This is a genomic window from Dactylosporangium thailandense (assembly GCF_059739745.1).
The window spans coordinates 4,299,723-4,313,197 of record NZ_AP029195.1; the positions used below are offsets into that span (position 1 = coordinate 4,299,723).

Here is a 13,475-nt window from a genome sequence, read left to right on the forward strand (position 1 = left end):
CTCGAACCCCGGGAGGCTTCACGATCATGCGCATCGGTCTCGTTGTCCAGCCGCTGGAACGCACGCCACCCATCCGCTACGGCGCGGTCGAACGGATCGTCGCGTACCTAGCCGACACCCTCGTCGAGCGAGGCCACGACGTGACCCTGTTCGCCTCGGGTGACTCGCAGACCCGCGCCCGGCTGGTGCCGTGCACCGAACGGGCGCTGCTGCACGACCCCGGTCACACCGGCGAGTCGTGGTGGGTCAACAACACCCAGATGGCCCAGGTCGTCGCGGCGCAGGACGAGTTCGACGTCATCAACTCGCACGCCGGCTACGCGTTCCTGCCCGCCACGCTCGCCCTGCGCACGCCGGTCGTGACGACCTGGCACGGACGGATGCACCTGCCGGTCACGCACCGGATGCTGGAGTACTACCGGCACACCGCGTTCATCAGCATCGCCCGGCACCAGGTCGACGCGGCGGGACCGGGCGTGCGCTGGGCGGGGCACGTCCCCAACGGCATCCCCGGCGACGCGGTGACCTACCGCGAGCACAAGCGCGACTTCCTGCTCTTCCTGGGCCGCATCACCCCGGCCAAGCGCCCCGACGTGGCCATCCGCGCGGCGCGGCGCGGCGGGCTGCCGATCCGGCTCGCCGGCCGTGTCGCGCCGGCCGACCAGGACTACTTCCGCACGGTCGTGCAGCCGCTGCTGGGATCGGAGGCGGAGTACCTCGGCGAGATCACCGACGCCGAGAAGCTGGACCTGCTCGCCGATGCCCGCGGGCTGATGCACCCGTCGGACTGGGAGGCGTGCAGCGTGTCGCTGATCGAGGCGCACGCGGCCGGCACGCCGTGCCTCGCCCTGGACCGCGGCGGCAACGCCGAGATCGTCCGGCACGAGGTGACCGGCTTCGTCGGCGACGGCGAGGAGGACCTGGTCCGCGGCTGCCGGTCGTTGGACCGCATCGCGCCGGCCAGCTGCCGGGCGCGCTACGAGGAGGAGTTCAGCGCCGACCGCATGACCGACCGGGCGCTGGCCGCGCTCGAGTCCGAGATCCTCGCCGGGGTGCGGCGGTGACGGTCGGGGCGAGGGTCGCCGTGACCGGGGGCCGCGGGTTCATCGGCGCCCGGCTGGCGCGCCGGCTCTCGGCCGCCGGCGCGCGGCCGCTCGTCATCGACGTCGCCGACGAGCTCGGCGGCCAGCAGCCGTGGGAAGCCGGCTATGCCCGCGAGGACGTCCGCGACGCCATCGCGATCGCCGAGGTGCTCGAGGAGTTCCGCCCGGACACGGTGTTCCACCTGGCCGCCATGCACTACATCCCCGACTGCGAGCGCTGGCCGGACGCGTGCGTCGACGTCAACGTCAAGGGCACCCGGGCGGTCCTGCGGGCCTGCGCGGCGGCCGGGGTCCCCCGCGTCGTCGTGGCCTCGTCGGCGGCGGTGTACGAGCCCAGCGAACAGCCGCACACGATCGACAGCCCGGCCGCGCCCACCGACGTCTACGGCCACACCAAGCTCTTCGCCGAGCATCTGGCCCGCACCCACGCGCGGGACACCGGCGCCTCCGTCGGCATCGCCCGGCTGTTCAACGTCGTCGGCCCCGACGACCGCAACCCGCACCTCCTGCCGTCGCTCGCCGCGCAGGCCCTCGACGGCGACGTCGTGACCGCCGGCGACCTCGGCACCGCCCGCGACTACGTGTACGTGGACGACGTCTGCGCGGCCCTGGTCGGGCTGGCCGGGCTCGAGCACCCCGGCACCGCCGTCACCGTGAACGTCGGCTCCGAGGTCGGCACGACCGGGACCGCGCTGCTCGATCTGGTGCGGGAGGCCACCGGCAAGCCGCTGCCGGTGGTCACCGACGCCGACCGGCTGCGCCCCAGCGACCGGCCGGTCCTGGTCAGCGACTGCACGCAGACCCGGGAGCTGCTCGGCTGGCGGGCCTCGACCGGCCTGCCCGCCGCGGTCGGCGAGGTGCTGCGGCGACCCCGGCTGCCGGCTCAGCGGATCGGTGCGCTCGCATGGTGAGCACCGCGCCGCGCGACTCAGGCGGGCAACTGGAACCGATCGGTGAGCCACGCCGCCAGGCCGTCCGCACCGGAGTGCGGGAGCCACAGGCCGGCGGCCTCACGCAGGACCGGGTCCCGCGTGGCGACCGCCACCCCGAGCCCCGCCCGGTCGAACATCGCGATGTCGCTGTGGTCGTCGCCGAACGCGATGATGTCCGCCGGCGCCACGCCCAGCTCGGCCGCCACCCGGTCCAGCGCCGCGCCCTTGTGCGCATCGGCCGCGGTGACGTCGATGAAGCGGCCGTCGGACACGAACTGGTTCAGCCGCGGATGGTTGCCGCGCACCAGGTCCCCGACCGCGCCGGCCCCGCCCTCCGGGCAGTGCAGGGTCAGCTTGTAGGCGGGCTCGGCGAGGTCACGCCCGGTGCCGAGGACCGCGAACCCCATGTTCCGGGCCCAGTCCCAGTAGGCGTCGGCGGGCTCCATCACGTAGAGCCGGTCGTGCGTCTCGGCGTGAACCTCGCGGACGGCGGGCCGCACCAGACGGACCAGATCACGGACGAGGTCCGGATCGAGCATGGCCTCGTGCAGGGCGGCGCCGTCGGCGTGCGCGACGCGGGCGCCGTACCAGGCACCGTACGGCTGCCGCAGCCCGAGCTCGTCGACGACGGCGGTGAGCGAGCGCCGCGAACGGCCGGAGATCACGGTCACGTGGTGGCCGGACGCGGTGACGGCGCGCAGCACGGCGCGCAGCGGCTCGGGGATGTGGCCGGTGGGGCCGGTGAGCGTGCCGTCGACGTCGAATGCCAGCAGCGTCACCCCGGCACCATATCGACTGACGTCAGAACCATACAAGCAAGCCCACGGAGGAGCCTGTGAGTGCAGCGGACATGACCGAGCCGGAGACCATGACCGGGGCGGCCGCGGTCGCCACCCTGCTTGCCGGATCCGGCGTGCGCGAGGTGTTCGGCTACATCGGCACCTCAGAGCTCGCGCTCGCCTCCGCGCTGCGACGACGGCTCCCCGCGTATCGCAACGCCCGCGGCGACCGTGAGGCGGTCTTCATGGCCGCGGGCGCGAGCGCCTTCCATCCCGGCCGCGCCGCGGCGCTGCTGCACGGCGCCCGCGGCCTGACCAACGCCGCCGGCGCGCTCGGCGACGCCTGGCGCAACGAGGTCGGCTTCCTGTGTCTCGTCGGGCTGCCGGGCACCACCTCCCAGCCGTTCCTGCCGCCGCACGGCGAGCCGCGGCTCATCGAGTCCGTCGGCCACTTCGCCAAGGCCTGGTACGAGCTGCCGGCGGTCGGGTCGCCGGAGTGCACCGTGGACGCCGTCGAGGCGCTGATCGACACCGTGGCGACGGCCATCGAGACGGCGCACGAGCAGCCGTGCGGGCCGGTCCTGCTCGGCCTGCCGCAGGACGTGCTGGAGGGCCGCTGGGTGCCGCGCGCCGCGCTCGCGAAGGCCGGCCGGCGGCGCGCCCCGGCGCCGGCACCCGCACCGCTGTCGGACGCCGTGCGGCTCATCGAGGCCGCCGACCGCCCGGTCGTGCTGCTCGACGACTACCTCCTCAAGGACGCGCGGGCCACGGCCACCCTGCGGGAGTTCACCGAACGGGTCGGCGCGCCCGCGCTGCAGGTGCGCTACCGGCGCGGTCCCATGCTCTTCGAGCGGGTCTCCGCCGCCGCGGTTCCCGCCTTCGCGGGCTGGTACGACCCGAGCCGGCCGGAGCACGCGGAGCTGCTGGCCGGCGCCGACCTGATCATCACGCTCGAGGACCGCAACATGTATCCGCGGGTCGTGGGCGCGCTGCCGGACACGCGCAAGATCGCATTCACCTGTGCGCCCGAACGTACCGGTAAGAACGGCTACCTCGGCGACGACGACGTGGTGGTCAGCGGGGACACCTGCGCCAACCTGTCCATGGTCAGCGCCGCCCTGCGACGTGCGCCGCGCCGGATTCCGGCGATCCCGCCCGCGGGCGACCAGCCGGCGGACCGCTCGGAGCTGTGGCCGCTCGCGCGGACGATCGGCGAGACACTGGCCGAGGTCGGGCGACCGGTCATCGTCGATGACAGCCAGATGTTCGGCGGGCTGATGGCCCAGGCGTACGACACGCTCCCGGAGGGCACCCGGGTGCTCGGCGACCACGGCGCCTTCGTCGGCGGCGGGCTGGCGACGGCGATCGGGGTCGCGCTGGGCAACCCCGACCGCTCCGTGGTGTGCACGCTGGGCGACCAGGGCTTCACCAACGGCGTGCAGGGTCTGGTCGCCGCGCTCGAGCACCGTGTGCCCGTGACCCTCGTGGTGTGCAACAACGGCGGCAGCGTCTCGCTGCGCAAGCAGCTGGACAGCATCGACGGCGACGGCGACGCCCGCCGCGTCGAGCACCTCGACAATGTGCAGGGCTTCGACTACGTCCGGGTCGCCTCGGCGCTCGGCATGCCGGCGGACCGGGTCGTCTGGCCCGACGACGCGGACCCGCGGGCCGACGCGGTCGAGGCCACGCTGGACCGGCTCAGGGGGCTGCTGCGCGGGCACCACGCCCATCCCGGCCCGTCGCTGCTCGAGCTGGTCGTGCCGGGCCGGGCGGACGCGTGGGCGGGCATCTGGAGCGTCTCCGGGCTGGAGCCGCGCAGCGTCGGGGCGACGGCATGACCGCGCCGGGCGGCGAGACGCTGCGGATCGCGCTGATCGCACCGCCGTGGTATCCGGTGCCGCCGCGCGGGTACGGCGGCACCGAGCTCATCGTCGACCTGCTGCGCCGCGGCCTGACCGCCCGCGGCCACGACGTCACCGTCTTCGGCGCGGAGGGCTCCGCGCCCGGCGTCGTCCCGGTCGCACCGGAGAGCTGGAGCGGCGACCTCGGACACGGCCATGCCAGCTGGGACCGGCACTTCACCTACGTGTCCCGGGTGGAGCGGCTGATGCGGGACCTCACGTTCGACGTCATCCACGACCACACCCGGCCGCCGGGCCTGCTGCTGTGGACGGCCCGGGGCCGCCCGGGCCGGCCCGGTGAGCGTGTCGTCAGCACCCAGCACGAACCGATGACCGAGCCTCGCGAGACCACCCTGCTGGAGGTCCGCGACGCGGTGCGGTTCGTGGCCGTCAGCCACGCCCAGGCGGCGACGATGACCCGGCTGGGCGCGGTCGACGTGGTGCACAACGCGGTCGACCTCGACGCCCTGCGGGTCGGCGAGCAGCCCGGCGACTACCTGCTCACGCTGGCCCGGATCACGCCGACGAAGGGCCAGCACCTGGCCATCGAGGTCGCCCGCCGGGCGGGGATGCCGCTCGTCCTGGCCGGCAAGGTCGACTCGACGCCCCAGGGTCGCGACTACTTCGACAGCGCGGTCCGGCCGCACCTCGGCCACGGCGTCGAGTACCTGCCGAGCGTCACCGGCGTCGAGAAACGGGAGCTCATCGCCGGGGCGGCGGCCGGGCTGTTCCCGCTGCAGTGGGACGAGCCCTTCGGACTGGCGGTGCTGGAGTGCATGGCCAGCGGCGTGCCGGTCGTCTGTACCCCGCGCGGCGCGACCGTGGAGCTGGTCCGGCCGGGCGTCAACGGCGTGCTGGCGACGGACGTACCCGGGCTGTGCGACGGCATCGCACCGGCCCTCGCTCTGGACCGGGTGGCCTGCGCCCGGGACGCCCGCGCGCGCTTCGGGCCGCAGCGGATGGCCCTGGAGTACGAGCGGGTGTACCGCGCCGCGGGCCGGCCGGCCCGCGATCCGTCCGCGGCGATGGCAGCGGCGGCGGGCTGACGATCGTGCAGCTGCTGCGGCTGTTCCGGCGCAACCCGGCCTACTTCAGGCTGTGGCTCGGCAACTGCCTGTCCATCATGGGCGACGTCCAGTACAACGTGGCCGTCGTGTGGTTCCTCGTCAGCACCACGGGGTCGGCGGTCGCCGGCAGTGGCATCGCGGTCGGCGCGATGCTCGGCGGCATGGCCGGCGGGGTGTGCGCCGGGACCACCCTGGACGCCTGGCACCCGCGCGTGGTCATGCTCCTCGCGGACGGGGTGCGGTTCCTCGCCGCCCTCGCGGTCGGGGTGTCCTGGCTGCTGGCCGGCCCGCCCCCGGTGATCGTCCTGTACGCCCTGGCCGCCGTGCTCACCTTCTGCGGCACCTACCATCAGGCGGCCCGGTCCTCGTCGATCCCCGCCGTGGTCGACGAGGACCAGCTCATCCGGGCCGGCGCCGCGGAGAGCCTCGGATCCGGCCTGGTATCCGCCGTCGCCTGGGCGGGCAGCGGCGCGCTGATCGCCGTGCTCGGCACCGGCCAGATCCTGCTCGTCAACGCGGCCACCTTCCTCGTGCCGCTGCTGCTCGTGGCGGCGACCCGCTGGCGGCACACCCCGGCGGCGCCCGAGCCGGGAGCCCGGCGGCCCATGCTCGCCGCGTTCCGCTGGGTCCGCCGGGACGCGCTCGTCCTGCGGATGCTGACGATCGAGACGCTGCACGCGCTGGTCAGCGGGCTGGTCTACGCGACCCTGCCGCTGTTCGTCCTCGTCCTGGGGGGCGGCGCCGGCCTGTTCGGCCTGCAGGGCGGCCTCAGCGCCCTCGCCATCCTCGGCGGATCGCTGTACCTCGCCCGGCGGGCCGACGCCCGCGCGGGCCGGTTCTACGTGCTGGGCATGGCGGTCAACGCGGCCGGCGTCCTCGTCATGGCCGCCTCCCCTTCCGTCTGGCCGTTTCTGGCCGGTGTCCTCGTCGCCGGGCTCGGGACACCGGCCTGGAACGCGGCCCGGCAGGTCATCTTCCAGACCGCCGCGCCCGAGGCGGTTCGCGGCCGCGTGTTCGCCATGCTGGAGACCGCGATCAACGTGGCGCTGCTGCCGACCTGGGCCGGCGGCGCCGTGCTCGCCGACGCCGCCGGGCCGCGCCTCGTCATGCTCGCGGCGCCCGCCGGGTACTGCCTCATCCTGCTCCTCGTCCTGCGCACCGGGATCGCGCGCTACCGCACCGATCGCCCGGCGCCCGCCGCCGAGCCGTGTCCGGTCGTCCCCACGACGTTGTCACCACCTGGAGGCCCCGCATGAGAATCGCCCAGGTCGCGCCGCTGTTCGAGGCAGTACCCCCGGCACGGTACGGCGGTGTCGAGCGCGTCGTCAGCACACTGACCGACGAACTGGTCCGGCGTGGGCACGATGTCGTGCTGTTCGCCAGCGGGGACAGCCGCACCGAGGCGACCCTCGTGCCCGTCACCGAGCACGCCTTGTGGCGCACCATCAGCCAGCAGCCCAACTCGAAACTCGCGCGGTACCAGACGCTGGCGATGCTGAGCGACGTGTACCGCCGGGCGGACGAGTTCGACGTGATCCACGCGCACACCGACGTGTACACGCTGCCCTTCGCCGGCCTCACCGATCGCCCGACGGTCCTCACCCTGCACGGACGGCTGGACCTGCCCGATCTCGGCTGGCTGTTCACCCGCCTGAACAGCGCGTCCCTGGTCAGCATCAGCGAGGCCCAGCGGGCGCCGCTGGCGGGCCTGCCGCTGAACTGGGCCGGGTGCGTCCCCAACGGCGTCCCGATCGACACCCTCGCGTTCCGGCCCGAGCCCGGTTCGTACCTCGCGTTCCTCGGCCGCCTCGCCCGCGAGAAGCGCCCGGACCTCGCCATCGCGGTGGCGCGCGCCACCGGCCTGCCGCTGAAGATCGCCGGCGTCGTGCACTCCGTCGACCGCGAGTACTGGCACGACGAGGTGGAGCCGATGATGGCCGGCGCGGACGTGGAGTTCATCGGCGAGGTCGACGACCGGCAGAAGGCGGAGCTGCTCGGCGGGGCGCTCGCCACGCTGTTCCCCAGCGACTGGCTGGAGCCGTTCGGCCTGGTCCTCGCCGAGAGCCTGGCCTGCGGGACCCCGGTCGTCGCCCTCGACCGCGGCGCGGTCCGCGAGATCGTGCGGGACGGTGTGGACGGCTACATCTGCGCGGACGAGGCCGCGATGGTCGAGGCCGTGCACAACATCGGCCGCATCGACCGCGCGGCCTGCCGGGAACGGGCGCTGTACTTCAGCGGCGAACGCCTGGCCGAGGACTACGAGAAGCTCTACATCACCCTGTCGTCGCGGTGAGCGGGCGGGTGCCGCGGCCGCCCCGTGATCGGCCGCGGCACCCGCCCAAAACGGCGTGCATCGATCATCAGGGGTGGGCCTTTCCGTGATCTTGCAAATGAAACCCGTACCCTGCCCGTATGGGTGGCGATGAGTTCGGTGCGCTGCTGCGGCGGCACCGCGTGGCGGCCGGCCTCAGCCAGCGGGAGCTGGCCGATCGGGTAGGGCTCAGCGTGGCGGCGATCCGCGACCTCGAGCAGGGGCGCACCCGCCGGCCGCACCGCGGGTCGGCCGAGGCGCTCGCGGAGGTGCTGGGGCTGGGCGTCGAGGGACCGGGCGCCGGCGGCGACGAGCCGGTGCGGATCGGGGTGCTCGGGCCGCTGGTCGTGCACCGCGGCGGCGAGGCGGTACCGGTCGGGCGCGGGGCCCGGCGGGCGGTGCTGGGGCGGCTCGCGCTGTCGGCCAACGCGGCGGTACCGCTGGCGGACCTGCTCGAGCTGCTGCACGACGGCGGCCGGCCCGCGGACGCCGCGGGCGCGCTCTACACGCACCTGTCACGGCTGCGCTCGGCGCTGCACCCGGGCGGGCGCGACGGGGACCCGGTCATCCACCGGACGCCGGGCGGGTACCGGCTCGACCTCGCCGACGACCGGCTCGACCTCGGCGCGTTCCGGCGGGACGTCGTGGCCGCCGCCGCGGCCCCGCCCGAGCAGGCGCTCGATCTGCTGGAGCGGGCCGCCCGGCAGTGGCGGGGCGCGCCGCTGGAGGACGTGCCGCAGCTGCGCGACCACCCGCTCGTCACCACCGTCGTGGAGGAGCGGGTGCGGATGGCGCTGCGCCACGCCGAGCTCGCCCTCGCCGCCGGGCAGGCCCACCGCTGCCTGCCCGCGCTGCGCGACCTCGCCGCCGCGCACCCGCTCCACGAACTGCTGCACGCGCGGCTCATCGCGGTGCTGGCGGCCGAGGGGCGCCAGGCCGACGCGCTCGCGGTCTACGGGCGCATCCGGCAGCGGCTCGTCGGCGAGCTCGGCGTCGAGCCGGGCCCCGACCTGATGGCCGCGCACCGGCGGGTGCTGCGGCAGGAGCCCGCGGTGGTACCGCAGGCACCCGCACCGGTCGCCGCGCCCGCCCGGCCGGCACCGGCCCAGCTGCCGGCCGACCTGCAGGCGTTCGCCGGGCGCGGGGCCGCCGTCGCGGCGCTCGACCGGCTCGGGTCGGCGGCCGTCATCGTCGTGTCGGGTACCGCCGGCGTGGGCAAGACGACGCTCGCCGTGCACTGGGGGCACCGGGTCCGGGCCCGGTTCCCGGACGGGCAGCTCTACGTCAACCTCCGCGGCTTCCACCCCACCGGCGACGCGGTCACCGCCGCCGAGGCGCTGCACGGCTTCCTGACCGCGCTGGGGCTGCCGCCGGGGCGGGTGCCGGGCGACCTCGAGGCGCGCGCCGCGCAGTACCGCACGCTGCTCTCCGGCCGGCGGATGCTCGTGCTGCTCGACAACGCCCGCGACGCGGACCAGGTCCGCCCCCTGCTGCCGGCCGCGCCCGGCTGCGTGGCCCTCGTCACCAGCCGCCACCGCCTCACCGGGCTGGTCGCGGCCGAGGGCGCGCAGCCGGTACTGCTGGATCTGCTCCCCGCCGACGAGGCCCGCGCCCTGCTGACCCGCCGGTTGGGCGCGGAGCGGATCCGGGCGGAGGCCGAGGCGGTCGACGCGATCGTCGAGCGGTGCGCCCGGCTGCCGCTCGCCCTCGCCGTCGCCGCCGCCCGGGCCGCGACCAGGCCGGGCCTGCCACTCGCGAGTCTCGCGACCGAGCTGGCCGACCGCCTCGACGCGCTGCACGGCGACGAGCCCGGCACCGACGTGCGCGCCGTCCTCGACTGCTCCTACCGGCAGCTGACGCCGGCCGCCGCCCGGCTGCTGCGCCTCCTCGGCCAGCATCCCGGCCCCGACCTCGGGGCGGCCGGCGCGGCCCGGCTCGCGGGGCACAGCCAGGCCGAGGTCGCGCCGCTGCTGGCCGAGCTCACGGGCGCGCACCTGCTCGCCGAGCCGGAACCCGGCCGCTTCACGATGCACGACGTGCTGCACGCGTACGCCGCCGAGCGCGGCCGCGAGGAGGACCCCGAACCCGTGCGGATCGCGGCCCTCGGCCGCCTCGTCGAGTACTACGTGGACACGGCCACGGCCGCCGTCGCGACCGTCCTGCCCGGCGAGTCGGAGGACGACCTCGCCGGCTTGTTCGAGCATGTCGTCGCCGCCCGGGCCTGGCTGGACCGGGAGCGCGCCAACGCCGTCGCGCTCGCCATGCACGGCCGGCCCGCCGAGACGATCGCCATCGCCCGGACCCTGCAGCGGTACCTCGACCTGGGCTACTACACCGAGGCGCAGGACCTGCACTCCCGGGCCCGCGAGGCCGCCCGGCAGCACGGCGACCCCACCGCCGAGGCCACGGCGCTGAACCATCTCGGCGTCACCTACGTGCGGCTCGGCCGCTTCGCCGACGCCGTCGAGCTGCACCACCAGGCACTGGAACGGTTCCGGGCGGCCGGTGACGCCGCCGGCGAGGGGCGCAGCCAGGAGCTGATCGGCAACGCCGCCTGGCGCCTCGGCGACTACGAGAGCGCCCGCAAGTACCACTACGCCGCCCTCGACACGTTCCGGGAGGCCGGCCACCGGCTCGGCGAGGCGATCCAGCTCGTCCACATCAGCACCGGCAACCGGCAGTTCGGCGACCTCGAGGCCGCGGCCGAGGGCCTCGACCGGGCCCTCGTGCTGCTGCGCGAGCTCGGCGCCCGGCACGGCGAGGCCTACGCGCTGGACACGCTGGGCCTGCTCCGCCAGGAGACCGGCGCCGCCGACCGGGCCGTCGAGTGTCATGAGCAGGCCTACGCGATCTGTGCCGACATCGGCTACCCCGCCGGACAGGCGGACGCGCTGCACCACCTGGCCCGCGCGCTGCTCGTCCTCGGCCGGTCCGGGGAGGCGATCGTGCACCATCATCGCGCCCTGAGCCTGTTCCGCGAGATCGGGGCGCGCGCCCGCGAGATCGACACGCTCAACGGGCTGGGCACCGCACTGGCCGCCGCGGGCGAGCCGGACGCGGCGCGGGACCGCTACACCGAGGCCCTCGCCCTGGCCGCGGAGACCGGCGAGCGGCTCCAGGAGGCCGTCGCCCACGAGGGCCTGGCCGGCCTCCGCGCCGCGGCCGGCGACCGGGCCGGCGCCCGGCGCGCGTGGCGGCACGCCCTGGCCGTCTACACCGACCTTGGCCTACCCGACGCCGAGCGGGTCAGCGCTGCGCTGCGGGCAGCTCGAAGACCAGCTCCGTGAGCGGCGATCACCCGCCAGCCCCGCGGCCGGGCGGGTTTAACCGTGTCCGCGCCGGAAAGTACGCGGCCGGAACGCAGGCCGCAGCGGGGGGAGCCGGGATGGCGACGTACGCCTATCGATGCCCTGGCGACGGTGACTTCGACGCCTCCTTCCCGATCGGTGAGGCCGCCGCGCGTGTTCCGTGCCGGGTCTGCGGCGGCGAGGCGGTGAGGGTTTACACCGCGCCGCTGCTCGGCCGCTCGCCCGGCCCGCTGGCCGCGCACATCGAGCGGTCGCAGCGCAGCGCGGAAACGCCCGAAGTCGTGTCCGGCCCGCCCGCGCGACGCGGGCCTCGGCGGCCGGTCCATCCCGCGACCGCGGGCCTGCCGAAGCCCTGACCGCGACCGTGCCGAGACGAAGGGGTACCGATGCCGGAGCTGCTGTTCCCGCTGGACTCGACGCGCAGGTTCACCGACCAGGAGAAGGTCGGCCACAACCGCTGGCACCCCGACATTCCCCCGGCGGTGACGGTACGCCCGGGCCAGTGCTTCCGTGTCCACTGCCGGGAGTGGTTCGACGGCGCGATCCACAACGACGACTCCGCCGAGGACATCCGCGACGCGCCGCTGTCGGTGGTGCACGCGCTCAGCGGGCCGTTCGCCGTGCGGGGCGCCGAGCCGGGTGACCTGCTCATCGTCGACATCCTCGACCTCGGCCCGATCCCGCAGGAGGACTCCGGCCCGCTCGCCGGCCAGGGCTGGGGGTACACCGGCATCTTCGCCAGGCGCAACGGCGGTGGCTTCCTGACCGAGCAGTTCCCCGACGCGTACAAGGCGATCTGGGACTTCCGCGGCGAGCGCGCGACCTCGCGGCACGTGCCGTCGGTCTCGTTCACCGGGATCACGCACCCCGGGCTCATGGGTACCGCACCCTCGGCCGAACTGCTGGCCAGGTGGAATCGGCGGGAGGGCGCCCTGCGCAGCACCGACCCCGATCGGGTGCCCCCGCTGTCGCTGCCGCCCGAGCCCCGCGACGCGATCCTCGGCAGCCTCTCCGGCGCGGACTTCGACCGGGCGGCGGCCGAGGCGGCCCGCACCGCCCCGCCCCGCGAGAACGGCGGCAACCAGGACATCAAGAACTTCACGCGGGGCACGCGCGTCTTCTACCCGGTCTACGTTCCCGGCGCCAACCTCTCCGTCGGCGACCTGCACTTCTCGCAGGGCGACGGCGAGATCACCTTCTGCGGCGCGATCGAGATGGGCGGCTTCATCGACCTGCACGTGGACCTGATCAAGGGCGGCATGCGGACGTACGGCGTCGAGGAGAACGCGGTCTTCTTCCCCGGCAACACCCCGCCGCAGTACAGCCAGTGGCTCGCCTTCTCCGGGCTGTCCGTCACTGTCGAGGGCGAGCAGCGCTACCTGGACTCCCAGCTGGCGTATCAGCGCGCCTGCCTGCACGCGATCGACTACCTCACGAAGTTCGGCTACGCCCCGGAGCAGGCGTACCTCCTGCTCGGCGCCGCCCCGATCGAGGGACGCCTCTCCGGCGTCGTGGACATCCCCAACTCGTGCGCCACCGTGTACATCCCGACCGAGATCTTCGACTTCGACGTGCGACCGACGGCCCGCGGACCGGCCCGCATCGACCCGGGCCAGGGCGCGCCGACGGCTCGCTGACGCGGTCGCCGGCTCAGAACAGCGGCGTGAACACGGCCCGGTAGCCCTCGCCGTTGGGCTTGGTGCACTCCAGCATCCAGTACTCGCCGGGGCGCACGACGGCGCCGATGTGGCTGTCGACGTTCCCGCCGGAGTTGGCCTCGCCGACGCACTGCGCGGGCGGGTGCTGCGGCCCGACGAACAGGCGTACGCGGCTTGACGCCCCGCCGACGTAGTACGCGCTCACGTATCCGTGGCCGTCCGCGCGGTACACCTGATTGAACCCGGGCGTGAACCGCGGAGCCCCCGCGTTGGCCGTCAACCACGCAACGCGCCGCTCCAGCTCGGCGACCCGCGCCTCCAGCTGCGCCACCCGATCTTCGCTCTCCGGCATCGGGCTACAGTAATCCGCCGCCCCGGCGGACAACAGTGGCCGCGGTCGGCGACCGCGGCCACTG

General features: G+C 74.9%; 11 protein-coding genes. 9 read left to right on the forward strand and 2 right to left on the reverse strand.

Going from position 1 to position 13,475, the window contains the following annotated elements:
- The first annotated feature begins 26 nt into the window (after positions 1-26).
- Both AC6JBM_RS18575 and AC6JBM_RS18580 read left to right on the forward strand, forming a co-directional pair.
- Positions 27-1,064 (forward strand): glycosyltransferase family 4 protein, encoded by a 1,038-nt coding sequence (locus AC6JBM_RS18575; protein ID WP_497984834.1) that lies wholly within the window; start codon positions 27-29, stop codon positions 1,062-1,064.
- Positions 1,061-2,014 (forward strand): NAD-dependent epimerase/dehydratase family protein, encoded by a 954-nt coding sequence (locus tag AC6JBM_RS18580; protein ID WP_497984835.1) that lies wholly within the window; start codon positions 1,061-1,063, stop codon positions 2,012-2,014. The genes AC6JBM_RS18575 and AC6JBM_RS18580 overlap by 4 nt, the downstream gene beginning before the upstream one ends.
- 17 nt (positions 2,015-2,031) lie before the next feature.
- Here AC6JBM_RS18580 and AC6JBM_RS18585 read toward each other — a convergent pair whose 3' ends face one another.
- A complete protein-coding gene (locus AC6JBM_RS18585; RefSeq protein WP_497984836.1) occupies positions 2,032-2,814 on the reverse strand; it encodes an HAD family hydrolase in 783 nt (260 codons plus the stop codon).
- 56 nt (positions 2,815-2,870) lie between these two features.
- Between AC6JBM_RS18585 and AC6JBM_RS18590 the strand changes: the two genes are divergently transcribed.
- The 7 genes from AC6JBM_RS18590 (at position 2,871) to fmdA (ending at position 13,038) form a co-directional block, all read left to right on the forward strand.
- Entirely contained in the window at positions 2,871-4,652 is a 1,782-nt protein-coding gene (locus tag AC6JBM_RS18590; RefSeq protein WP_497984837.1) for a thiamine pyrophosphate-binding protein, read from the forward strand.
- On the forward strand, positions 4,649-5,761 hold the full coding sequence (locus AC6JBM_RS18595) for a glycosyltransferase family 4 protein (protein WP_497984838.1): 1,113 nt from the start codon (positions 4,649-4,651) through the stop codon (positions 5,759-5,761). Before AC6JBM_RS18590 ends, AC6JBM_RS18595 begins: the two co-directional genes overlap by 4 nt.
- Positions 5,762-5,766: 5 nt before the next feature.
- On the forward strand, positions 5,767-7,038 hold the full coding sequence (locus tag AC6JBM_RS18600) for an MFS transporter (protein ID WP_497984839.1): 1,272 nt from the start codon (positions 5,767-5,769) through the stop codon (positions 7,036-7,038).
- Positions 7,035-8,075 carry a glycosyltransferase family 4 protein gene (locus tag AC6JBM_RS18605; RefSeq protein ID WP_497984840.1) on the forward strand — a complete coding sequence of 347 codons (1,041 nt, stop codon included), beginning with the start codon at positions 7,035-7,037 and terminating at the stop codon, positions 8,073-8,075. Before AC6JBM_RS18600 ends, AC6JBM_RS18605 begins: the two co-directional genes overlap by 4 nt.
- A 119-nt stretch (positions 8,076-8,194) precedes the next feature.
- A complete protein-coding gene (locus AC6JBM_RS18610; RefSeq protein WP_497984841.1) occupies positions 8,195-11,380 on the forward strand; it encodes a tetratricopeptide repeat protein in 3,186 nt (1,061 codons plus the stop codon).
- Positions 11,381-11,478: 98 nt separating this feature from the next.
- On the forward strand, positions 11,479-11,757 hold the full coding sequence (locus tag AC6JBM_RS18615; RefSeq protein ID WP_497984842.1) for an FmdB family zinc ribbon protein: 279 nt from the start codon (positions 11,479-11,481) through the stop codon (positions 11,755-11,757).
- A 30-nt stretch (positions 11,758-11,787) separates the two neighbouring features.
- Positions 11,788-13,038 (forward strand): formamidase, encoded by a 1,251-nt coding sequence (gene fmdA / locus AC6JBM_RS18620; protein WP_497984843.1) that lies wholly within the window; start codon positions 11,788-11,790, stop codon positions 13,036-13,038.
- A gap of 13 nt (positions 13,039-13,051) precedes the next feature.
- Here fmdA and AC6JBM_RS18625 read toward each other — a convergent pair whose 3' ends face one another.
- Complete coding sequence (locus AC6JBM_RS18625) at positions 13,052-13,411, reverse strand: hypothetical protein (protein WP_497984844.1); 360 nt, start codon at positions 13,409-13,411, stop codon at positions 13,052-13,054.
- Positions 13,412-13,475: the final 64 nt, after the last annotated feature.

Excerpts from the sequence above, each read along its gene's own strand:
- AC6JBM_RS18605 (WP_497984840.1), top strand. The coding sequence starts at position 7,035 with ATGAGAATCGCCCAGGTCGCGCCGCTGTTCGAGGCAGTACCCCCGGCA.
- AC6JBM_RS18575 (WP_497984834.1), top strand. The coding sequence starts at position 27 with ATGCGCATCGGTCTCGTTGTCCAGCCGCTGGAACGCACGCCACCCATC.
- AC6JBM_RS18610 (WP_497984841.1), top strand. The coding sequence starts at position 8,195 with ATGGGTGGCGATGAGTTCGGTGCGCTGCTGCGGCGGCACCGCGTGGCG.
- AC6JBM_RS18595 (WP_497984838.1), top strand. The coding sequence starts at position 4,649 with ATGACCGCGCCGGGCGGCGAGACGCTGCGGATCGCGCTGATCGCACCG.
- AC6JBM_RS18615 (WP_497984842.1), top strand. The coding sequence starts at position 11,479 with ATGGCGACGTACGCCTATCGATGCCCTGGCGACGGTGACTTCGACGCC.
- fmdA (WP_497984843.1), top strand. The coding sequence starts at position 11,788 with ATGCCGGAGCTGCTGTTCCCGCTGGACTCGACGCGCAGGTTCACCGAC.
- AC6JBM_RS18625 (WP_497984844.1), bottom strand. The coding sequence starts at position 13,411 with ATGCCGGAGAGCGAAGATCGGGTGGCGCAGCTGGAGGCGCGGGTCGCC.